20 protein-coding genes and 1 pseudogene are annotated in these 20,406 nt (G+C 73.1%); 9 read left to right on the top strand and 12 right to left on the bottom strand.

The annotated features are described in order from the left end of the window. Positions 1–21: 21 nt before the first annotated feature. Both ACWGJ5_RS00675 and ACWGJ5_RS00680 read right to left on the bottom strand, forming a co-directional pair. Positions 22–216, bottom strand: a complete 195-nt coding sequence (locus ACWGJ5_RS00675) for an antitoxin (protein WP_453307620.1) — start codon at positions 214–216, stop codon at positions 22–24. 104 nt (positions 217–320) lie between these two features. Then, a complete protein-coding gene (locus ACWGJ5_RS00680; RefSeq protein ID WP_453307621.1) occupies positions 321–1,328 on the bottom strand; it encodes an LLM class flavin-dependent oxidoreductase in 1,008 nt (335 codons plus the stop codon). A 65-nt stretch (positions 1,329–1,393) separates the two neighbouring features. Here ACWGJ5_RS00680 and ACWGJ5_RS00685 point away from each other — a divergent pair, with 65 nt between their 5' ends. Further along, positions 1,394–1,885 carry a phosphatase domain-containing protein gene (locus tag ACWGJ5_RS00685; protein WP_453307622.1) on the top strand — a complete coding sequence of 164 codons (492 nt, stop codon included), beginning with the start codon at positions 1,394–1,396 and terminating at the stop codon, positions 1,883–1,885. 13 nt (positions 1,886–1,898) lie between these two features. Here ACWGJ5_RS00685 and ACWGJ5_RS00690 read toward each other — a convergent pair whose 3' ends face one another. After that, entirely contained in the window at positions 1,899–2,114 is a 216-nt protein-coding gene (locus tag ACWGJ5_RS00690; protein ID WP_228619641.1) for a dodecin, read from the bottom strand. Between the two features lie 224 nt (positions 2,115–2,338). On the opposite strand from ACWGJ5_RS00690, the gene ACWGJ5_RS00695 reads away from it, so the two are divergent. Together ACWGJ5_RS00695 and ACWGJ5_RS00700 are read left to right on the top strand one after the other, a co-directional pair. Beyond that, a complete protein-coding gene (locus ACWGJ5_RS00695) occupies positions 2,339–3,592 on the top strand; it encodes an extracellular solute-binding protein (RefSeq protein ID WP_453307623.1) in 1,254 nt (417 codons plus the stop codon). A gap of 403 nt (positions 3,593–3,995) precedes the next feature. Next, positions 3,996–5,054 (top strand): alpha/beta fold hydrolase, encoded by a 1,059-nt coding sequence (locus tag ACWGJ5_RS00700; protein WP_453307624.1) that lies wholly within the window; start codon positions 3,996–3,998, stop codon positions 5,052–5,054. Positions 5,055–5,193: 139 nt separating this feature from the next. Here the strand turns inward: ACWGJ5_RS00700 and egtD are convergent, their stop codons facing one another. From egtD to egtA, 4 genes are read right to left on the bottom strand one after another with little or no spacing between them, the layout of a single operon-like run. Further along, positions 5,194–6,153, bottom strand: coding sequence for an L-histidine N(alpha)-methyltransferase (egtD, locus tag ACWGJ5_RS00705; protein ID WP_453307625.1), 960 nt, complete (start codon positions 6,151–6,153; stop codon positions 5,194–5,196). After that, positions 6,150–6,965, bottom strand: coding sequence for an ergothioneine biosynthesis protein EgtC (gene egtC / locus ACWGJ5_RS00710; RefSeq protein ID WP_453307626.1), 816 nt, complete (start codon positions 6,963–6,965; stop codon positions 6,150–6,152). The genes egtD and egtC overlap by 4 nt, the downstream gene beginning before the upstream one ends. Further along, on the bottom strand, positions 6,965–8,302 hold the full coding sequence (gene egtB, locus ACWGJ5_RS00715) for an ergothioneine biosynthesis protein EgtB (protein ID WP_453307627.1): 1,338 nt from the start codon (positions 8,300–8,302) through the stop codon (positions 6,965–6,967). Before egtB ends, egtC begins: the two co-directional genes overlap by 1 nt. Next, positions 8,299–9,633, bottom strand: coding sequence for an ergothioneine biosynthesis glutamate--cysteine ligase EgtA (gene egtA, locus ACWGJ5_RS00720; protein WP_453307628.1), 1,335 nt, complete (start codon positions 9,631–9,633; stop codon positions 8,299–8,301). Before egtA ends, egtB begins: the two co-directional genes overlap by 4 nt. 277 nt (positions 9,634–9,910) lie before the next feature. On the opposite strand from egtA, the gene ACWGJ5_RS00725 reads away from it, so the two are divergent. After that, positions 9,911–10,804 carry a TIGR02452 family protein gene (locus tag ACWGJ5_RS00725; RefSeq protein ID WP_453307629.1) on the top strand — a complete coding sequence of 298 codons (894 nt, stop codon included), beginning with the start codon at positions 9,911–9,913 and terminating at the stop codon, positions 10,802–10,804. On the opposite strand, the gene ACWGJ5_RS00730 is transcribed toward ACWGJ5_RS00725, so the two are convergent. Both ACWGJ5_RS00730 and ACWGJ5_RS00735 read right to left on the bottom strand, forming a co-directional pair. Further along, on the bottom strand, positions 10,789–11,235 hold the full coding sequence (locus tag ACWGJ5_RS00730) for a type II toxin-antitoxin system PemK/MazF family toxin (protein WP_453307630.1): 447 nt from the start codon (positions 11,233–11,235) through the stop codon (positions 10,789–10,791). The two genes, ACWGJ5_RS00725 and ACWGJ5_RS00730, sit on opposite strands and share 16 nt — an antisense overlap. 258 nt (positions 11,236–11,493) lie before the next feature. Further along, positions 11,494–11,907: a cupin domain-containing protein gene (locus ACWGJ5_RS00735; RefSeq protein WP_453307631.1), complete on the bottom strand. Its 414-nt coding sequence runs from the start codon at positions 11,905–11,907 to the stop codon at positions 11,494–11,496. 130 nt (positions 11,908–12,037) lie between these two features. Here ACWGJ5_RS00735 and ACWGJ5_RS00740 point away from each other — a divergent pair, with 130 nt between their 5' ends. The 3 genes from ACWGJ5_RS00740 (at position 12,038) to ACWGJ5_RS00750 (ending at position 14,995) form a co-directional block, all read left to right on the top strand. Beyond that, positions 12,038–12,709, top strand: a complete 672-nt coding sequence (locus tag ACWGJ5_RS00740; RefSeq protein WP_453307632.1) for a helix-turn-helix transcriptional regulator — start codon at positions 12,038–12,040, stop codon at positions 12,707–12,709. 56 nt (positions 12,710–12,765) lie between these two features. Continuing rightward, the gene (locus ACWGJ5_RS00745) at positions 12,766–13,194 is read left to right on the top strand and encodes a hypothetical protein (protein WP_453307633.1); all 429 of its coding nucleotides are present in this window, start codon (positions 12,766–12,768) and stop codon (positions 13,192–13,194) included. A 217-nt stretch (positions 13,195–13,411) separates the two neighbouring features. Beyond that, complete coding sequence (locus tag ACWGJ5_RS00750) at positions 13,412–14,995, top strand: hypothetical protein (protein ID WP_453307634.1); 1,584 nt, start codon at positions 13,412–13,414, stop codon at positions 14,993–14,995. A 226-nt stretch (positions 14,996–15,221) separates the two neighbouring features. On the opposite strand, the gene ACWGJ5_RS00755 is transcribed toward ACWGJ5_RS00750, so the two are convergent. Continuing rightward, the gene (locus ACWGJ5_RS00755) at positions 15,222–16,643 is read right to left on the bottom strand and encodes an amidase (protein ID WP_453307635.1); all 1,422 of its coding nucleotides are present in this window, start codon (positions 16,641–16,643) and stop codon (positions 15,222–15,224) included. A gap of 35 nt (positions 16,644–16,678) precedes the next feature. Then, positions 16,679–17,911, bottom strand: a complete 1,233-nt coding sequence (locus ACWGJ5_RS00760; RefSeq protein ID WP_453307636.1) for an MFS transporter — start codon at positions 17,909–17,911, stop codon at positions 16,679–16,681. Positions 17,912–17,967: 56 nt separating this feature from the next. Here ACWGJ5_RS00760 and ACWGJ5_RS00765 point away from each other — a divergent pair, with 56 nt between their 5' ends. Next, a complete protein-coding gene (locus ACWGJ5_RS00765) occupies positions 17,968–18,945 on the top strand; it encodes a metalloregulator ArsR/SmtB family transcription factor (protein ID WP_453307637.1) in 978 nt (325 codons plus the stop codon). A gap of 5 nt (positions 18,946–18,950) precedes the next feature. Continuing rightward, a pseudogene (locus ACWGJ5_RS00770) lies at positions 18,951–19,656 on the top strand (LLM class flavin-dependent oxidoreductase). Positions 19,657–19,783: 127 nt separating this feature from the next. Here ACWGJ5_RS00770 and ACWGJ5_RS00775 read toward each other — a convergent pair. Further along, on the bottom strand, positions 19,784–20,347 hold the full coding sequence (locus tag ACWGJ5_RS00775) for an NAD(P)H-dependent oxidoreductase (RefSeq protein ID WP_453307638.1): 564 nt from the start codon (positions 20,345–20,347) through the stop codon (positions 19,784–19,786). Positions 20,348–20,406 lie beyond the last annotated feature (59 nt).

The following is a 20,406-nucleotide window of genomic DNA, read 5'->3' on the forward strand; positions in this document are numbered from 1 at the left end:
CACTCTATCCGCCCCCGTGCGCTACGACTGCGGCGGGTTGTCCCGGTTCGGCCGGGTGCCGAACTCGTCCCTCAGCTTGTCCTGACCGGCGTCCACCTGCGACTGGTACTTGTTCCCGGTGCGCTGGTCGATGTAGTCGCCGCCCTTGTCGATGCCCTTGTCGGCCATGCCCTCATGGCCCTTGAGCATGCCCTTGATCTTGTCCATGAAGGACATGGCAGCCCTCCTCGTCGCTCGCGGTCTGCCCTCCCAGGGTCACCGCGCCCGGCCGGGTTCGCATCTCGGGGCCCCGGGGCCCCGGGGCCTGGAGCGGCCCGGCCTCAGCGGCCCGGTGTGAACAGCGCGGCGAGCCGCCGGCAGGAGTCCAGCAGGGCCGTACGGTCGTACGTGCTGGTGGTGACCAGGACCTCGTCGGCGCCCGTCTCCTTCAGCACCGTCTCCAACTCCTGCGCGACCTGGTCCCCGGTGCCCGCGATGTGCCCGGCGAGAGAGGCCTCGTAGAAGCTGCGCTCCTTCGCGGTCATCGGGCGGGCCTCGACCTCCTCGGCCGGGGCGAGCGGCGGGAAGGTGCCGTGGGTGCGCGAGTACGCCATCGACCAGGCCTCGGGGACCAACAGCCGCCGCGCCTCCTCCTCGGTCCCGGCGACCGCGACCGTCCCGGAGATCACGACGTACGGCTCGGACGCCCAACGGGAGGGGCGGAACAGGGAGCGGTACTGCTCGATGCCGCGCAGCATCTTCTCCCGGCCGCGCAGATCGCCGATCACCATCGGCAGTCCGGCGCGGGCCGCGATCCGCGCACCCTCGCCCATGGCCAGCACGAACGGCGGCACCCGCAGCCCTTCGGCGGGACGCGCCCGCACCCCGGTCGGCGAGCCGCCCTCGAACCAGCCCAGCAACTCGCCGAGCTGTGCCGCGAAGTCCTCGGCGACCTCCCGGTCCCGGCCGAGGGCCTTGCGCACACCGTCGGTGAAGCCGACGGAACGCCCGAGCCCCATGTCGATCCGGCCGGGGAACAGGGACTCCAGCACGCCGAACTGCTCGGCGACGACGAGGGGTTGGTGGTTGGGCAGCATCACCCCGCCGGTGCCGACCCGGATCGCGCCGGTGGCCGAGGCGACCGCGGCGGCCAGCACGGTCGGCGCGGATCCGGCGACCCCGGGCACACCGTGGTGCTCGGACACCCAGAAACGGTGGTAGCCGAGCGCCTCCGCCTCCCGCGCCAGCGCGACGGTGTCCCGGAGCGCCGCGGCGGGCGGGTGCCCCTCGCGGGTGCGGGAACGGTCGAGGACGGAGAACCGGGTCCGGGCGATCACTGTGCTGCTCACGCAGGGTTCAACGCCCTGGCGAGCCGGGAATTCCTGGCCCGCCGGCGCCTGGCTAAGGTGTCCCCGTGACCGACAGCGACAGGCGCCCGCTCGCCGTGTTCGACCTGGACAACACCCTTGCCGACACCGCCCACCGGCAGCACTTTCTGGAGGTACGGCCGAAGAACTGGGCCGCCTTCTTCGCCGCAGCGCCCGCGGATCCGCCCCTCGCAGCGGGCATCGCGCTCGCCGTGGACAGTGCCCGCGAGTGCGAGGTGCTGTATCTGACCGGCCGCCCCGAGCGGTGCCGGCGCGACACGCTGGACTGGCTCGCGGCCCATGGGCTGCCCGAGGGGCGCGTGTACATGCGGGGCAACGCCGACCGCAGGCCCGCCCGGTTCACCAAGCTGGAGATCCTGCGCCGGCTCGCCCAGGACCGTGAGGTCCGTGTCCTCGTGGACGACGACGAGATGGTCTGCGACGACGCCGAGCGCGCCGGGTTCACCGTCGTGCGCGCCCGCTGGGCCGCGAAGTCCGCGGCGCTCGAGGAGGCTCAGGAGCGGGAGGGCCGCACCTGACGCCGGGAGGTGGTCAGTCCGCGTCCTCGATGCGGAAGCCCACCTTCAGCCCCACCTGGTAGTGCTCGATCCGTCCGTTCTCGATCTGGCCGCGGACCTCGGTGACCTGGAACCAGTCGAGGTTGCGCAGGGTCTGGTCGGCGCGGGCGATGCCGTTGCGGATGGCCTGGTCGATGCCCTCGTGCGACGTGCCGACGATCTCGGTTACCCGGTAGGTGTGATTCGACATGAGGGTGCTCCTCTCGTGTCACGCCGTACTCCACCGTGCCCCATCCCCGCCCCGACCGCACGGTGTCCCGGGCGTACCGCGGGTCGGGCAGCCCTTGTGCCCCCTTGACCCTCCGTATTGGTCCATACCAAAATCCAGCACACCCGTGCGAGCGGTACCGCTCGTCCCCCCACGTCGGGCCCCCACGCCTGTCCGCATCCCAGCCAGACAGAAGAGGACCCCTCGTGAGACGTCATCTGCTCGCCCTGGTGTGTGTCACCGCTTCCCTCGTGAGCGCCTGCGGGATGCTCCCGGGCGGCCACGAGCGCAAGACGGTCACCGTGTGGCTGATGAAGGACAGCGCCTCCGCGGACTTCCTGCGGCGCTTCACGGCGGACTTCGAGCGCACCCACAAGGACCTGCGCCTCGACATCCGCATCCAGGAATGGACCGGCATCGTCGACACGGTCCGCACGGCGCTCAAGGACGACTCCGGCCACGGACCGGACGTCATCGAGGTCGGCAACACGCAGGTGCCGCTGTACGCCGACGGCGGCAAGCTCGCCGACCTCACGCTGGAGTCGATGCGCGACTGGGGCCAGGACCAGTGGCTGCCCGCCCTCGCCGAGCCCGGCAAGGACGCCAACGCGCAGTACGGCATCCCCTGGTACGCGGCCAACCGCGTCGTCATCTACCGCAAGGACCTCTTCGAGGCCGCCGGAATCACCCGCCCGCCGAGGACCCGCGAGGAGTGGCTCGCCGACACCGAAAGGCTCAACTCCGGTGGCAACCAGGGCATTTACCTGGCCGGACAGGACTGGTACACCCTCTCCGGCTTCGTCTGGGACGAGGGCGGAGACCTCGCCCGGCAGAAGGACTACAGGTGGGAGGGCGCCCTCGGCACCCCGGCCGCGCTGCGCGGCATGGACTTCTACCGGCGGCTGCAGGCACTGGGCCGCGGCCCGGTCGGTGCCGACGAGGAACACCCGCCCCAGGCCGGGGTGTTCGCCGGCGGCAAGGTGGCGCAGATCATCGCCGTACCGGGGCTCGCCCACGCGATCGTGCGGCAGAACCCGGACCTGAAGGACAAGCTGGGCTTCTTCCCGGTGCCCGGGAAGACCGCCGCGCGGCCCGGCACCGTCTTCACCGGCGGTTCCGACCTCGTCGTCCCGGCCGGCACCAAGGACCAGTTCGCGGCGACCGCCGTCGTCGGGGCGCTCGTCGGCGCCAAGTGGGACACCGAACTCGCCCGCACCATGAACTACGTGCCCAACAAGACCACGCTGGCGAGCAAGGCCGAGGGGGAGGAGGGGGTCGCCGCCATGGCCGCGGGCGCGGCACACGGCCGGGCGACCCCCAGCACCCCTCAGTGGGCCGACGTCGAGGCCGACAACCCGATCAAGGGGTACATGACCCGGGTGCTGTCCGGGGCGGATCCGGCGACGGAGGCCCGCCGGGCCTCCGCCAAGATCACCGAGGAACTCGCCCCGGACGTGTGAGCCCTCGCAGCCGGGCACGGGCGCGGTGTCGACCGTCAGCCGGGGCGCGTCCGCATCCAGGGCCACGACGCGCGGCTCGGGGGCCACGCCACCGACGGTGAACTGGACCGCTGGTCCGAGGAGTTGATCAGCCTGGTGGCTGGGCCGGCGTCCGTGTACGCGCTGTGTCGAATGCATGCCGGGCGACCGCTGTAATCGCCCAGACGGAGCAATGCGTGCATGTCCCGTCACGTTGCGCCGTCAGCCATACGAGTGTTCCATGGCAGAGGAGGGAAGCGGCGCGAGGGCCCAGCCATCAAGGTCCTCGACCACGGAGATCAGACACATCCGACTGCCGGCCCCTCCCTCGGCGTCACGCCGTCCGTGGCCTGCCCGCGCCCTCCTCGAACAAGGAGATTCACCGATGGAAATGCGCGGCCCCATGCACAGCCGTCGTCAAATCCTTGGAGCCGCAGCCGCAGCCGCAACCGCTGCGACGGCCCAGTTCGGCATGGGGGACAGTGCGCAAGCACAGTCGGAATCGCGGGAGCATATGGCTCATCCTGGGGTCGATCCTGCGAAGCGGACGCCCTTTGGCCCGGTGAAGCAGATCCACGCCGGGGAACTCGACGTGGGGTACGTCGAAGCCGGACCGGCCCATGGGCAGGCGGTCCTGCTCATGCATGGCTGGCCCTACGACATCCACAGCTACGAGGTGGTCGCGCCGTTGCTCGCAACCAAGGGGTACAGGGTGATCGTCCCCTATCTGCGCGGCCATGGCACCACGCGATTCCTGTCGAGCAAAACGCCCAGGAACGCACAACAGTCGGCGTTCGCCGTCGACATCGTCGCCCTGATGGACGCCCTGAAGATCGACAAGGCCATTCTCGCCGGGTACGACTGGGGATCGCGGACGGGCGACATCATTGCGGCCCTCTGGCCGGAGCGCTGCAAAGCGCTGGTCTCGGTGACCGGCTATCTCATTGTGAACGTCGAAGCCAACAAGACGCCGACGCCGCCGAAGAGCGAATGGGCGTGGTGGTATCAGTACTACTTCTCCACCGAGAGAGGAGTACTCGGCCTCCAGGAGTACCGGCGCGATCTGGCCAGGCTTGTCTGGAAGTTCAACTCTCCGACCTGGAACTTCGACGATGCGACCTTCGATCGGACGGCAGCGGCATTCAGCAACCCCGATTACGTCGGTATCGTGATCGACAACTACCGCTGGCGCCTCGGGCTCGCGAAGGGTCAGCCGCGGTATGACGGGCTGGAGAAGCGCCTGGCCGCGGCGCCGGTCATCAAGGTGCCGACAATCACCATCGACGGAGCGCACGATCCGTTCACCCTTCCGGGGAACGGATCCGCCTATCGCAAGAAGTTCGCAGGCAAGTACGCGCACCGGACCCTGGACGTAGGTCACAACGTTCCGCAGGAGGACCCGCAGGGGTTCGCGGCGGCTGTCGTGGAAGTCGACGGGTTCTGACCCGGACTTCGTTGTCGGACACCCTTTTCGACCGCATCGTCCGGGCCGCCGCCATGGTCGGTCAGGCACAGAACCACACACGGCGGGGGCCGCCTGCGCGTGGCCGCAGGCGCGGCGCACCGGCAGACGGCCCCCACGCTCACCGCACCACGCTCAGCGACAGCGCGAAGCGGTCCTGCGCGTCCGTCCACCAGTGGGTCAACTCAAGCCCGGCGGCCGCCAGTTCGCCGGTCACGCCCTCCCTGCGGAACTTCGCGGACACCTCGGTGCGCAGATCCTCGCCGGCCGCGAAGTGCACGGCCAGGTCCAGTGCGGGCACCTTCACGGTCTGCGCGGTACGGGAGCGCAGCCGCATCTCGATCCACTCGCGCTCGGGGTCCCAGAGGGCCACATGGTCGAAGGTGTCCGGATCGAAGTCGGCGCCCAGCTCGCGGTCGACCACGGCCAGCACGTTCTTGTTGAACGCCGCCGTCACCCCGGCCGCGTCGTCGTACGCCCGGACCAGCACCCGTTCGTCCTTGACCAGGTCCGTGCCGAGCAGCAGCCCGTCGCCGGGGGCGAGCAGTTCGCGTACGGAGGCCAGGAAGCGGGCGCGTTCGGCGGGCAGCAGGTTGCCGATCGTGCCGCCGAGGAAGGCCAGCAGCCGGGGGCCGGGCGTCGTGGGCAGGGCCAGCGGGGCGGTGAAGTCGGCGATCAGCGCGTGGACCTCGAGGTCCGGGCGTTCCACGACCAGCGCCTTGCCGGCCTGGGTGAGGGCGCTCTCGCTGACGTCGACCGGGACGTACGCGGCGGGCGAGAGCGCGTCGAGGAGGAAGCGGGTCTTCTCCGAGGAGCCCGAGCCGAGTTCGACCAGCGTACGGGCACCGCTCGCCGCGGCGATCTCGCCGGACCGGGTGGCGAGGATCTCCCGCTCGGCGCGGGTGGGGTAGTACTCGGGCAGTTCGGTGATCTGCTCGAACAGCTCGCTGCCGCGGGCGTCGTAGAACCACTTGGGCGGCAGCCACTTGGGGTGGACGGTGAGGCCGTCGAGGACGTCGGCGCGCAGCGCGGCGTCCGTCGCGTCCTCGGGGAGAGTGCGGGTGACGTGCAGGGGGCTCACGTACAGGGCTCCTTCGATGATGGGGGTCCCCCCGCTCGAACGGAGTCGAGAGTGGGGGAGGACGCGGGATCCTCCAGTGGTGCGAGCAGCACGCCGGCGCGGCTCGCGGTGAGCACGGTGCGGTCGGGGACCTCCTGCCAGAGCGGGTCGTCGTCGTAGGGCTCGGAGGCGACGACCGTGCTCAGGCCGGGCTCCGTGCGGTACCAGAGGGTGTCGCCCCAGGCGGTGGCGGCGATCGTCGCGCCGTCCGTCAGCAGCAGGTTGAGCCGCGAGGCCGGGGCCGCCCCGGCCAGCTGACGAACCGTTTCACCGAGGGCCTGTTCCGGCTCGTCGCCCGAGCGCAGCCGGTGCAGCACCAGCGCCCAGACGAACGCCGAGTCGGTGCGGGCCTGCAGCGACAGCAGTTCGACCGGGGGCAGCGCGGAGACCAGCGGGGCGACCGAGTCGGGCCAGCCCGCGAGGGCGCCGTTGTGGCTGAACAGCCACCGGCCCCAGGCGAAGGGCGCCGCCGCGGCCTCGGCGTCGGCGCCCGCGAGCGTCGCGTCCCGTACGGCGGCGAGTACGCAGCCGGAGCGCACCACCCGGGCCAGGTCGGCGAAGGACAGGTCCGCCCAGATGGGCCCGGCCCGCCGGTAACGTGCCGGGAGAGGGTCGTCCTGGGCGTACCAGCCGACCCCGAAGCCATCGGCGTTGACCGTTCCGTAGCGCTGCCGCCGGGGCGCCCACGACTGGCGCACCAGGCTGTGCTCCGGCTCCATCAGAAGCCGGCCGAGCGGCTCCTCGGGCCCCACATAGGCCAGGTGACGGCACATCAGACGGACTCCGAGCGCGCGGTGCGGAACCCGGAGAAGATCTGCCGCCGGATCGGGTAGTCCCAGTTGCGGAACGTGCCCCGGCAGGCCACCGGGTCCACGGCGAACGAACCGCCGCGCAGCACCTTGTGGTCGGAGCCGAAGAACACCTCCGAGTACTCCTTGTACGGGAAGGCCCGGAAGCCCGGGTAGGGCAGGAAGTCGCTCGCCGTCCACTCCCACACGTCACCGATCAACTGACGTACGCCGAGGGGTGACTCACCGGCCGGGTAGCTGCCCGCGGGCGCGGGCCTGAGGTGCCGCTGGCCCAGGTTGGCGTGCTCCGGTACCGGGTCCGCGTCGCCCCACGGATAGCGCATCGAGCGGCCGGTGGCCGGGTCGTGCCGGGCGGCCTTCTCCCACTCCGCCTCGGTGGGCAGCCTACGCCCGGCCCAGCGGGCGTAGGCGTCGGCCTCGTACCAGCACACGTGCAGCACGGGCTCGTTGGGCGGGACCGCCTCGGTGACCCCGAAACGGCGCCGCAGCCAGCGGTCGCCGTCCCGGCGCCAGAACAGCGGCGCGGTGATCGCGTGCTGCCTGATGTGGGCCCAGCCCTCCGGGGTCCACCAGCGCTCGGTGTCGTAGCCGCCGTCCTCGATGAACGCCTGGTACGCCGCGTTCGTCACCGGAGTGGTGTCGATCCAGTACGGTGCCACCTCCCGGGCGTGCGCCGGGCGTTCGTTGTCCAGGGCCCACGGCTCGGCCGAGGTGCCCATCGTGAACGGGCCGCCGGGAACGAGGACTTCGGCCGGTCCCGTGAACAGGGGAACGGGCTCCGGGTCCGGGGCGGTCAGGGCCTGCGGACCCCTTCTGAGCTGGTGGGTGATCAGCATCGTCTCGTCGTGCTGCTGTTCGTGCTGGGCGATCATCCCGAAGGCGAACCCGGCCTCGGTCAGCCGGGTGCCGTGGAAGTCCGCGCCCGCCAGCAGGTCCATGACCCGTCCGCGCACCTCGGCCGCGTAGTGGCGGGCCTCGGCGGGCGGCAGCAGCGGCAGCGAGGGCCGCTCCGCCCGCGGATGCTCGAAGGCGTCGTACAGGCTGTCGATCTCGGGCCGCATGGCGTCCCGTCCGCCGACCGCCCGGAGCAGCCACAGCTCCTCCTGGTTGCCGATGTGCGCGAGGTCCCACACCAGCGGGGACATCAGCGGCGAGTGCTGGGCGGTGAGATCGGGCTCCTCGACACAGCTGGTCAGCAGCGTGGTGCGGTCCCGGGCTGCGGTGAGGGAGGCCAGCACCCGCGCGCGCAGCGTCTCGGTGTCCACCTCGGTCGTCGCGGTGTCGGTCTCGGGCGCGGTCATGTGCGGACGTCCTTCCTCCCGTGGTTGGTGCGGCCGGGCCGGTACGGGGGCAGATCCCTGCCCGCCGGCCGGTCCAGCAGGTCGTCGGCCGGGCACCGGCCGCGCGCGACATAGCGGTCCAGGTACGCGGCCACCGCGCCGGTCACCTCGGCGGTGGCGCCGAGCCGGGGCAGGGCCTCCAGGGCCGCCGCGAAACAGGCGGCGGCGGCCTCGCGCAGCTCCGGGTCGGCGAGGCCCACTCGGGCCGCGTCGGTCCACAACGGGTTGTGCGGGGCGGGCAGGTTCATGGCCCGTTCCGCGAGGCGCTTGACGCTCCGGTACGCCGTCTCGGCGGCCGCCGGGTCGTCGAACAGCGCCGCCGTCACCGCGAGCGGCACGATCCAGCCGTCGTCGCCGGGCTGCGCGTCGATCATCCGCAACTCCAGGTGGCCACGCGGCCGGACCGGCGGGAACAGAGTGGTCAGGTGGTACTCCAGGTCCGCCCGGGTGGGCGGCCGGGGCGAGCGGGAACGGGTCCACTCCCGGAAGGTGAGCCCCTCGGGCACCTCCCACGGCCCGCTGTCCCGGCGCACACACATCACCGGTGAGTCGAGCACGTGCCGGGCCCAGGCGGCGCGCGGCTCGCCGTCCAGCGGGGGAGCGCCCGCGCGCCCGGCGCCGATCTCCATCCACAGCAGCTGCCGGGTGGACCGCCAGCCCGTGGGCTCGCGGCCGATCAGCGGGGAGTTGGCGAACGCGGCCACCAGGACCGCCCCCAGCAGGTGGGCCAGCCACCAGCGGCGCCGGTAGCCGAGCGGGCCCGGCTCCTCGTGGCCGGCGTCCACGCAGACCTGCACCGACGCAGAGGCGCACATCATGTGGCGGCCCGCCGGACCGGTGCGGTCCATGCAGGTCTCCATCGCGTCGTAGCGCGGCTCGTGCAGGAGTCGGCGGGGGGCGTGCCAGGGATCGTGGCCGATGCCGACCAGACCGAGCCCCTCCCCGGCGAGGACGGCGCGGACGGTCTCCAGGTCGGCGGAGACGGTGCCGATGCACTCCATCAGGGAGGCGGCGGGCGGCGAACTCAGCTCCAGCTGGCCGCCGGGTTCCACGGTGAGCGGCGACCGCAGGGGCAGGGCCCGCAGTGCGGAGTACACCGCTCCGAGTCGTTCGGGTGACACGGGGAGCTGCGGCGTCCGCAGCTCATGGACGAGCCACTCCAGCTCGACACCGAGCGCGCGGGGCGGCCCGGTCTTGAAGCAGATGCCCCGGACCAGGGCCTCCACCTCGGCTTCGGTGACGGCGGTACGGTGATCCGTACAGTCGCCCCCGTCGCTCTGTGAATCGGACATGTCGGGATCCTCCTGAGATTCCACCATGCCACCGGCCCGGTTCGGACATGGGGCCGGGCAGGCGCGCGTTCTACCCAAGACCCTCGAGCCGATTCGCACAAGGGTGCCCCTCGGGACGTTCTGATTCGGTCATCTCCGTTTCCGTAGGCGTTCGCGGGTCGTTCCGGGGGCGGGAAACTCCGTTGCACCGCATCACCAGCATCGCCCAGGATGCGTGCATGAGCACGACGGGGGAGACCGCGCAGGCGGCGGGCACGGCGCCCACGGGGGTGGCGCCATGAGCGCGCGCCTGCGCGGGATCGCCGCGGAGACGGAGCAGATCGTGGCGGCGGGCCGGTATCGCGCGCCGGACGGTCGCGAGGTGTCCCTCGCGCCGCGGACCGAGGCCGCGCGGGCCGGTACGCGGATGTTCGGCCCGGAACCGGTTTCCGCACGGCAGCAGGGCGGAACAGGCGCCTTCGGTGAGGCGGTGACCGGCTCGGAGTCCGCGGCGGACACCGTTGTCGAGGTCACCGGGGAGAGCAGTCTGGAAGCCGCCCGCCGGCTGGCCGGCGCCCCGGTCGCCGTCCTGAACTTCGCCTCCGCCCGCAATCCCGGCGGCGGCTACCTCAACGGCGCACAGGCGCAGGAGGAGGCCCTGTGCCGAGCCTCCGCGCTGTACACCTGCCTGCTGGAGGCCCGGGAGTTCTACGACCACCACCGCGCCCACCGCGACCCGTTGTACACGGACCGGGTGATCCACAGCCCCGCCGTCCCGGTGTTCCGTGACGACCGCGGCCGCCTGCTGGCCGAGCCGTACCTCGCGGGCTTCCTGACCGCGGCCGCCCCCAACGCGGGCGTCGTGCGGCGTACGGAACCGAAGCGCGCCGCCGAGCTGCCGGGCGCGCTCGCGGTGCGGGCCGAGCGGGTCCTGGAGACGGCCGCCGCCCACGGCTACGGCCGGCTGGTGCTCGGCGCCTGGGGCTGCGGGGTGTTCCAGAACGACCCGGCGCAGGTCGCGGGCGCGTTCCGGGCCCTGCTCGGTCCCGGTGGCCGGTTCGCCCGCACATTCGAGCACGTGGTGTTCGGGGTGCTGGACCGGACGCCGGGAACGGTGGTCCGGGAGGCGTTCATCCGGGCGTTCCCGGAATCCCGGACCGGAGTGCCGTACGCCGGTCAGGTCCAGCCGTAGCGCTCGTGCAGCCGCTGCCGGACGAGGTTGAAGCGCATCCGGTCCAGCGCGCACGCCTCTCGGCGCATGCCCTCCTCGTGCAGCCGCAGCACGCGGTCCACGTCCACCCACGAGTCCCGGCCCGACCGGTCCCACGGCCCGCTGCCGATCGCGACCCACTCCCGGTCGCCGTCATGCCGCTTGCTCGACAGCTGTACGGCGAGGAAGGTGCCGGCCGCCTCCCGGGCGACGACCAGCACCGGGCGGTCCTTGCCCCGGCCGTCGTTCTCCTCGAACGGCACCCAGGTCCACACGATCTCGCCGGGGTCGGGGTCGCCGTCGTGGGCGGGGGAGTACTCGGTGCGCACCCGGCCGACCTGGCGCGGGTCGGCCTCGGTGGTCGCGTGGGGGCCGTAGCGGCCGGGGACGTTCTCATCGGTAAGCGTGGTCACGAGGGCACCCTAGTGGGCGGCTCGCGGGGCGCAAGGGGCGCCTGCCGTCCGTGCGTTGTGGGGGCGGGCGCGCAGAGGGGGGCGGGTTGAGCGGTGGTGGCCGAGGCGCGGAGTTTGATGCGGATTGTCGGCCCGGGTCGTGGGGATTGGTGGAGGCTGACCGACGACCGGGCCACATGGACGGGTGGAGGAAGCCGACCCGGGCCACGGAGACGGGTGGAGGCTGCCGGGGTCGTGGAGGCGGGCCGGTGAGGTCCGTCAGGTGCCGGGGCGGGTGCCGATCCGCATGCCCGGGCGGCGTTGATGCACGGTCACATAGGTCAGGCCCGCCTCGCCGGCGGTGAGGCTGCGCTGTGCGCCGTGCGGCAGCCAGGCCAGGGCGCCCTCGGCGAGTGGCCGCGGTTCGTCCGCCGGGCCCGTGCCGAGCACGCCGTCCCCGGACACGACCAGCAGCATCACGTCCAGCTGCGGCTCGGTGTGCGCCGTGATCCGGTCGCCCGGGGCGAGCCGGACCACGTTGGCGTCGAGCTGTCGCCCGCTCTCGGCCAGCTTCCACAGCACTCCGCCCGGCTGCGGCGGAGACTCGGCCAGCGCCTGGGCGTCGCACAGTACGCGTGCCTCGTCCGCGGGGCGGTCGGCCGCACCGGTGCCGGTCACGGGGCGTGACGTCATCTGGTGTTCCCCTCGACTCATCCGTCTTTCCTGCGAACAGGTACCCACCGCCGGGCCGCCTGCTCACCCTACAATTAATACATGTAGGATTCGTGAAAAATAATCGCAGGTGGGAGAGGGGGTTTCACAGGTGACCGGACGGAAGAGTCCGCGCCGTCAAGAGGTGCTGGACGTACTGCGCGCCGCACCCTCGCCGCTAGGCGTCGCCGAGACGGCCGAGCGGATGGGCGTCCACCCGAACACGGTGCGGTTCCATCTGGAGACCCTGGTGGCCGAGGACCTGGTCGAGCGCCGGGCCGAGCCGTCCCCGGGACCGGGCCGGCCCCGCACCGTCTACACCGCGCGTCCCGGCATGGACCGCGGCGGCATGCGCGACTACCGCCTCCTCGCACGCATCCTGCTCAGCCGGTGGGCGTCCGCCGACCCGGCGACGGCGCGCGAGGAGGCCCTGCAGACGGGCCGGGCGTGGGGTGGACACCTGGTGCAGCCGCCGTCCCCGTTCGAGGAGCCGACGGCGGTCCGCTCGGTGGCCGCACTCCTCGCCCTGCTGGGCGAGTTGGGCTTCGCGCCGCGGGCGGAGGGAGCGGACGGGGCCGGCGGGACACCTCGACGGATCCGGCTGCGGCACTGCCCCTTCCTGGAACTCGCCGAGGAGCACGGGTCGTTGGTGTGCCCGCTCCATCTCGGTCTGATGCAGGGCGCGTTGGCCCGGCTCAACGCCCCGCTGACGGCCACCGGCCTCGAACCCTTCGCCGAACCCGACTCCTGTGTGGCCCACTTGGCCGAGACCAGGGCCGCCTAGCCGACCCCCCGCTGCACGCACTGCACCGCCGGCCCCCGGCGGAGAAAGGCCCGCACATGAACGTCACGTCCGCCGCCACCGCGAGCGCGGTCACCTTCGTCTGGCTCGGCATGGTGCTGGCGATCTCCTTCCTGGAGGCCCCGCTGAAGTTCCGCGCACCGGGCGTGACCATCCCGGTCGGCCTGGGCATAGGCCGGCTGGTCTTCCGCGCGCTGAACGCCGTGGAGGCGGTGCTGGCCGTCGTCGTCGTCGCCGCGATCGCCATCGGCGGTGCCCCGGCCGGGATCACGGCGCTGACCGCGGTCGTCGCGGTGCTGCTCCTCGCCCAGCTGGCCGCCGTCCGGCCCTGCCTCAACCGCCGGTCCGACCGGATCCTGGCCGGGGAGGAACTGCCCCGCTCCCGCAGCCACTTCTGGTATGTCGGCCTGGAGCTGCTGAAGGTCATCGCGCTGATCGCCCTGGGAATCGGCCTGCTCACGGTGTGACGGCCCGCGAAGGGCGGCAGCCGGGGCCGGCGCACACATTAGGGCGGCAGCCGGGGCCGGCGCACACATAAGGGCGGCAGTCGGGGGCGGCGCACACATAAGGGCGGCAGTCGGGGGCGGCGCACACATTAGGGCGGCAGCCGGGGCCGGCGATCACGTAAGGTCGTCGGCCGGGGCCCGCAAGGGCGGTTCACCCACCGGGGGAGAGACACAGGGCATGCCCACACCTGGCCAGATCTGGGAGGACGCCGACCTGGCCACGCGCCGGCTCGCCGGGCTCGCCCTGAATCGGTCGGCGCCACCGGACGTCCTGCTCCGGCTGCTCGCCGAGGCTCCGCTCGCCGCACGGATGGTGCTGTGCCGGGACCGTGACCTGCCCGCTTCCGTGCTGGACGCCGTGATCGAGCATCCCGACCGGCGCACCCGGGGCTTCTTCGCCCGCAACCCCCATGTCGACCCGGCCCAGCGGGCACGGCTGGTGGACGATCCGGACTGGTTCGTCCGTGCCCACCTCGCAGAGGGGCCGCGCACGACCGAGCCGGACCGGCCCAGACCCCTCCCCGACGCCACCGTGATCCGCATGCTCGTGACGTACGAGGCCGAGCACCTCTGGTCGCTGTACCGGCAGATGTCCGCCGGGCTGGTCCGTTCGCTGCCCTCCCACCCGGTCGCCGAGGCACGTCTCCAGGGAGTCTTCGGCTGGACCGCGCTGTCCGACGCCGAGCGGGCCGCGCTGCTGGCGGACCCGGACGAACGTGTCCGCGAGGCGGCGCAGAGGTACGCGCGCGACATGGATCCGGCGTGGGTGGAGAGCGTGCTGCCGGACCGCCCCTGTCACGCCCGTACCCACCTGTTGCTGCACTCGGCGCTCAGCCGCGCGGTCGTGGACAGCGTCCTGACCGCACCGGCCGGTGCGGACGACAGGGCGATGATCGCCTTCAACCCCACGCTCCCGCCCGATGCGGTCGTCCTCCTCGCGGCCGACCCGGACCCGAAGGTACGGGAGGAGATCGCGCGCCGACGCGCCGATCTCCCGCCCGCCGAACGTCAAGCGCTCGTCGCCGACCCGCATCCGGATGTCCGCCGGACCATCGCCCATCACCCGGACCTCGATCCGGACGAACGCCGTACGCTCGCCACGGACCCCGATCCGCGCGTACGGCTGGCCGTGTCCGTCCACCCGGCCTTCAGCGAGGAGGAGCGGGCCCGCATCGACTACATGGTCCCCATGGACGACAGGTCCTTCGGCGCCTACTGCCAGGGGACGCCCCGCGACCCCGAAGCCGTCCGTTGTGACGCCCTGTCCGGGCACCCGGTGCTCCGCAGGCGGGCCGCCCAGGAGCACACGCTGCCACCGGACCTGGTGGCACTCCTGGCGGAGGACGACGACCTCGGCGTCCGCGTGCTCCTGGCCCAGAATCACCCGGACGCCCCTGCGGCACTGTTGCTGCGCAGCTTCCTGGAGTACAGCGGCCCCGAACGCGCCCGCCTGACCACCAGGCCGGACTTTCCGCGCGCCGGGCTGGCCGAGTGTGCCGAACACGCCGACCCTCAGGTCCGCGCCCTGGCCGCACGGGACCCGCACATCCCGGCGGCCACCGTGGAACGCCTCACCTCAGACCCCGACCCGGAGGTGCGCTCCGCATTCGCCCGGCACCCGAACCTCCCGCGGGCCCGGCTGGCGGAACTCCTCGCCGACGACCAACTCGCCCACCCGGCCGCCGCGAACCCGACCCTGCCCCGGGTCACGATGGACCGGCTGCTCGCGACACAGGGCTGGGAGTTCCTGACGTCCGGCTGACCGGAAGCGGCGGGGCGCCCGCCGGAACCCAGGTGACCGCCTGGCCGGATGGGGCTGGGCGGTCGGGACCTGGTGGTCGCCTTGCCGGAGGTGGGTGGCCGGCTGGGGACGTGCTGGTGGTCGGCCGGTCAGGAGGGGCGGGTGGCGGGGAGGTCCAGGCGGTCGCTCGGTCGCTCGGTCGCGAGGGTCGGGTGGTCCGGAACCCCTGGTGCGGGCGAAGCGGCCGTCAGGCGGCCCGCGTCGCCGGGGCGGGCTCCGGCGGCCAGCGGTCGTGCCAGTGCAGCTCCGCCTCCAACTGGGCGGCGAGGGAGACCAGCACGGGTTCGCTGTGGGCGGGGCCGAGCAGCTGCGCGCCCACCGGCAGGCCGTCACCGACGAACCCGGCGGGCACGTTCACGCCCGGCCAGCCCAGCACGTTCCACGGCCAGGCGTACGGGCAGGCGGCGATCATCGCCCGGTCCGTGGCCAGCCCGCGCAGCCGGTACAGGGCGCCGACCCGGGGCGGCGGAGCGGCTGTCGTCGGCGCGAGGATCAGGTCGTACGAGGAGAGGAACCGGCCTATCCGCCGGTGCAGCACCGCCTCCGCTCGGCGGGCCGCCCTGAGCGGGGCCCCGCCGAGCAGCCGGCCGAGCCGGGCCGCGTCCCGGGTGCGAGGGTCGAGCAGCGCCGGGTCGGGCGCCTCGCGGACGTGCTCGGCGATACCGGCCGTGGCGCGTGGTACGAAGGTCAGCCCTATCTGCCCGTACGGCGGGTCGGCTTCCTCGACGTCGTGCCCCAACTGCGCCAATTTCTCGGCCAGTTCGACGACCCGGGCGTGGATCTCCGGGTCCAGCCGGACCGGAACGGCCGTGAACGGCGGCTTCAGGGACAGGGCGATGCGCAGCCGGCCCGGGTCGCGGCCGACCGCGTCCGCCACCGTCAGCGAGGGCGGCCGGTGCGGGTCCCGGTCGTGGTTGCCGCTCGCCGCGTCCAGCAGCAGGGCCGCGTCGGCGACCGTGCGGGCGAGGGTGCCGTTGACCGTGATGCCCTGGAAGGACTCACCGCGGGGCCAGGTGGAGATACGGCCGCGCTGGGGCTTGATGCCGATCAGACCGGTCCACGCCGCCGGGATGCGCACCGAGCCGGCGCCGTCGGAGCCGAGCGCCGCGGGGACGAGCCCGGCCGCGACAGCGGCGGCCGAGCCCCCGGACGAACCCCCGGGCGTGTGCCCGGGGTGCCACGGATTGCGGGTGTCACCGAACGCCGGTCCCTCGGTGAACGGCCACTGCCCCAGCTCGCACGTGTTGGTCTTGCCGACGATCACGGCGCCGGCCGCGCGCAGCCGCCGTACGGCCTCCCCGTCCTCGGCGACCGGGGGGAACTCGCCGGCGCAGCCGAACGCGGTCGGCTCCCCGGCCACGTCCATGTCGTCCTTCACCGCCAACGGCACCCCGAGCAGCGGACGCCGCCCCCCGGTGGCCAACTCCCGGTCGGCGGCGTCCGCTTCGGCGAGCGCGGCCTCGGCCCGTACGATGCGGAAGGCGTTCAGCGTCCCCTGCGTGGCCTCGATCCGGGCCAGCGCCCGCTCGACCAGCGTGCGGGAGGTCACCTCCCCGTCGGCCAGCGCACGCCGGGTCTCCATGAGGCCGGCGGAACGGTCGTGCGTCATGGGCGGGCACCTCCGGGAGCCTCCGGGACCGATGTCTACCGAACGGTAACGTCACAACGGGGCTGCCGTACGGGTTTCGCCCCGATGCCTCGCCCAGCGCCCAGGTGCCGTACCAGGCCCAGTCCGGTCAGCAGCGCGACCACAGCGCACACCCCGGACCAGCCGTACCCCGCGTACGCCCGGGAGCCGAGCCAGGAACCGAGGCTGCCGCCCAGGTAGGCGCAGGTCATGTAGGCGGTGTTGAGGCGGCTGCGGACGTTCGCGGCGAGGGCGTAGACGCGCACCTGGTTGGCGACCATGCCGGACTGCATGCCGACGTCCAGCAGCAGCGTGCCCGCCACCAGGGACAGCAGGCCGGGGGTGCCGCCGAGGGTGCCGAGGGCGAGGATCGCCGCGGACGCGAGGACCAGCAGGAAGCAGACGAGGTTCACCGCGTCGGCGCCACGCCGGTCCACCAGCCGGCCCGCGACCGGCGTGACGAGCATCGTCACCGCGTTGACCAGCGCGAGCAGTCCGACCGAGTCCGCGCCGAGGCCGTACGCCGGGCCCGTCAGCAGCAGCGCCACCGCGGTCCACACGGCGGAGAAGCCGGCGAACACCGTCGCCTGGTAGAGGGAGGAGCGGCGCAGGGCCGGTTCGGCGAACAGGAGGCGGACGGGCTCGGTCAGCAGCCGCGGGTAGCGCTGCCGGGACGGCGCCGCCGTGGTCGGGAGCGCGCGGGCCAGGAGCAGCGCCACCGAGAGGGAGAGCAGGGCCGCCAGGACGTACGGCGCCCGCCAGCCCAGTCGGTCGGCGAGGGCGCCGCCGGCCGTGCGGGACAGCAGCATGCCCGCGAGGGCCCCGCTCAGCAGTGTGCCGCCGACCACGCCCCGCCGCTCCGGCGAGACCAGTCCGGCCGCCAGTGGGCCGGCCAGCGGAGCGATCACCGTGCTCGCGCCGACCAGCACGCTCGCCGCGAGCAGCGGCGGCAGCGCGGGCGCGGCGGCAGCGGCGCACAGACCGAGGCCGGTCAGGGTGAGGAGGGTGACCAGTAGCGGGCGCGGCGGCAGCCGGTCGCCGAGCGGGACGAGCAGGAAGATGCCGGCCGCGTATCCGAACTGGGTCGCCGTCACCACCCCGGCCGCCGTGCCGGGGGAGACGCCGAGACCCGCCGCCACGAGCGGGGCGACGGCCTGTGGGAAGTAGACATTGCCGACCGCGACCCCGCAGGCCACCGCCAGCAGCGCGACGAGCCGCGGGGTACGCTGCCCGGTGTGGTGATCCGTCATGTACCGAAGTCCACGCCCTGTGCGGGCGGTTGGCGAAGGATGTAGACGGGGGCTAAATGATCAGCTTCCGGCTCGGGGTCGACGACCTCGCCGACACCCGGTTCGCGATCTCCCCGCTGGGCGAGCTGATGGAGAGCCTGCGTGTCCTGCGGGCCCCCGCCCTGCACCCCCTGCACCGCGGCTGGCGCCGCGCCGTGCTCGCCGCCCTCGACCCCGCCGATCTGCCCCTGCTGTCGGCCCTGGTCGGTCCGGCACTGGCCCTTCCCGACTTCCTGACGCCCCGGCCCGCCCGCTACGCCCCCACGCTGGACGAGGAGTTGACCGTCGTACGGGCCACGCACCCGGAGGTCGTACGACGTGACCTGCGCGCCGCGCACGCCCCGCACCCGCTCCCGGGCGCACTGCGGCGGGCCACCGCGCCCGGCGACGATCCAGTCCTCGAACTCCTCGACGCCGTCTGCTCGTTGCTGCACCGCTACTGGCAGACGGCCCTGCAGCCCCACTGGCCCCGGATCCGGCTCGTACTGGAGGCCGACATCACACATCGCGCGGGACTGCTGGCCACCGGCGGCGCGCGGTCGCTGTTCACCGGTCTCCATCCGAACCTCGGCTGGCGGGACGGCGTCCTGACCATCGACAAGATGATCGGCCGGCACGCGGTCGACGGCGCCGGCCGGGGCCTGCGGCTGGTCCCCTCGGTGTTCGCGCACAAACCGGCGCCCCCGATCAGCGCCGGCGCGCCGCCGATGCTCGCCTACCCGGGCCGGGGCACCGCCACCCTGTGGGAGCCCGAACCCCCGCCCGACGCCTCCGCGCTCACCGCTCTGCTCGGCGCACCCCGCACCACCCTGCTGCGGCTGCTCGCGGAACCCCTGCCCACGGTGGAACTCGCCCGCCGCCTGGGCGTGACCCCGAGCGCCGTCTCCCAGCACCTGCGGGTACTGGACGCAACCGGTCTGGTGACCCGCACCCGGGACGGCCGCCGGGTGCTGTACCGGCGCAGCGCACTGGCGGAACGCCTGGTCGGGCGCTGACGGGGATGGCATGGCACATCTGGGAAACCGCTTCTGTCCGGTTTCCTCCGGCCTCTGTCCGGCTCCTGTCCGGCCGGGGTGAGCCCACCGTCGGCCACTACTTCCAGATGGAGTTCAACGGCGGCGCCGAGGCCCCCCATGCTGGAGGCCTGCACCACGCTCGGCCCCCTCGCCGCCCACCCCTCCAAGATCGTCACCACCCTCGACGTGCTGTCCTGCGGCCGGGCCACGCGGCTGGAGGAGACGCTGCGGATCTGGCTGCGGATGCGGGACCCGGAGGACAACGGCCCGTTCGAGGGCCGGCACCACCGGCTGGCGGCGACCTTGTGCGTACCCGCGCCGGTGAGCCCCCCGCACCCGGAGATCATGGTCGGCGGCGGGGGAGAGAAGAAGACCCTGCGGCTGGTGGCCCGGTACGCCGACGCCTGCAACCTCATCCCGTCCTCGCCCGAGGAACTGCGCCACGAGCTGGAGGTACTGCGCGGGCGCTGCGAGAGCGTGAGGCGGGACTACGACCCCATCCGCAAGACCGTCGCCCACACCGGCGAGCACGCCATCGCGGGCGACCTCGACGCCTTCCCGCGGGACGTGGAGGGCTACGCCAAGCTGGGCATCGACACGGTGATCCCCTGCCCGCGGCTCGGCACGACCTCCGCGTGGATGGAGCGCTTCGCGGCCCCGGCGGTGGGGCGGCCGGCCGGCCTGGACTGAGCCGGGTGCGTGGCGGTTCCCCGGCCGGGCCGTGCGGCAAGCGAACGCGCCAAGGGGCCGGATCCCGTCCGGCCCCTCTGCACGGTGCGTGCGCGTACGTACGTGTGTACGGCTCCGGTGCTACGACTCAGGCGGCCGCGGCCTCGCCCACGTTGCCGTGCAGACGGGCGACGACCTCGGTCAGCTGGGCGGCGACCTCGGCGTCGTCGACCGGGTGGGTCTCGGCGAAGCGGGTCAGGGAGCCCGGGATGGACAGCTTGATGTCCTCGATGACCTTGCCGCCGGCGATGCCCACGGCCTTGCGGGCCTCGTCCTGCGCCCACACGCCGCCGTACTGGCCGAAGGCCGTGCCGATGACGGCGACCGGCTTGCCGCCGAAGGCGCCGGCGCCGTACGGGCGGGACAGCCAGTCGATGGCGTTCTTCAGGACGGCCGGAATGGTGCCGTTGTACTCGGGGGAGAAGAGCAGGAAGGCGTCGGCGGCCTGCGCGGCCTCGCGCAGCTTGGCGGCGGCGGCCGGGACGCTGCCCTCGACGTCGATGTCCTCGTTGTAGAAGGGGACGTCGGCCAGGCCTTCGAACAGCACGACCTCGGCGCCCTCCGGAGCGAGCTTGACGGCGGCCTCGGCGAGCCGACGGTTGGTCGAACCGGCACGAAGGCTGCCGACGAGCGCGAGGATGCGAACAGACATGGGAACTCCAAGAGGCTGAAACATCGCCGTTACGATCCGGACCGAGGTCCGGTTATTTT

Source organism: Streptomyces sp. NPDC054783, assembly GCF_053611725.1.

Excerpts from the sequence above, each read along its gene's own strand:
- egtA (WP_453307628.1), bottom strand. The coding sequence starts at position 9,633 with ATGTCCGATTCACAGAGCGACGGGGGCGACTGTACGGATCACCGTACC.
- ACWGJ5_RS00760 (WP_453307636.1), bottom strand. The coding sequence starts at position 17,911 with ATGACGGATCACCACACCGGGCAGCGTACCCCGCGGCTCGTCGCGCTG.
- egtC (WP_453307626.1), bottom strand. The coding sequence starts at position 6,965 with ATGTGCCGTCACCTGGCCTATGTGGGGCCCGAGGAGCCGCTCGGCCGG.
- ACWGJ5_RS00735 (WP_453307631.1), bottom strand. The coding sequence starts at position 11,907 with ATGACGTCACGCCCCGTGACCGGCACCGGTGCGGCCGACCGCCCCGCG.
- ACWGJ5_RS00700 (WP_453307624.1), top strand. The coding sequence starts at position 3,996 with ATGGAAATGCGCGGCCCCATGCACAGCCGTCGTCAAATCCTTGGAGCC.
- ACWGJ5_RS00765 (WP_453307637.1), top strand. The coding sequence starts at position 17,968 with ATGATCAGCTTCCGGCTCGGGGTCGACGACCTCGCCGACACCCGGTTC.
- ACWGJ5_RS00775 (WP_453307638.1), bottom strand. The coding sequence starts at position 20,347 with ATGTCTGTTCGCATCCTCGCGCTCGTCGGCAGCCTTCGTGCCGGTTCG.
- ACWGJ5_RS00725 (WP_453307629.1), top strand. The coding sequence starts at position 9,911 with ATGAGCGCGCGCCTGCGCGGGATCGCCGCGGAGACGGAGCAGATCGTG.
- ACWGJ5_RS00755 (WP_453307635.1), bottom strand. The coding sequence starts at position 16,643 with ATGACGCACGACCGTTCCGCCGGCCTCATGGAGACCCGGCGTGCGCTG.
- ACWGJ5_RS00675 (WP_453307620.1), bottom strand. The coding sequence starts at position 216 with ATGTCCTTCATGGACAAGATCAAGGGCATGCTCAAGGGCCATGAGGGC.
- ACWGJ5_RS00750 (WP_453307634.1), top strand. The coding sequence starts at position 13,412 with ATGCCCACACCTGGCCAGATCTGGGAGGACGCCGACCTGGCCACGCGC.
- ACWGJ5_RS00745 (WP_453307633.1), top strand. The coding sequence starts at position 12,766 with ATGAACGTCACGTCCGCCGCCACCGCGAGCGCGGTCACCTTCGTCTGG.
- egtB (WP_453307627.1), bottom strand. The coding sequence starts at position 8,302 with ATGACCGCGCCCGAGACCGACACCGCGACGACCGAGGTGGACACCGAG.
- ACWGJ5_RS00690 (WP_228619641.1), bottom strand. The coding sequence starts at position 2,114 with ATGTCGAATCACACCTACCGGGTAACCGAGATCGTCGGCACGTCGCAC.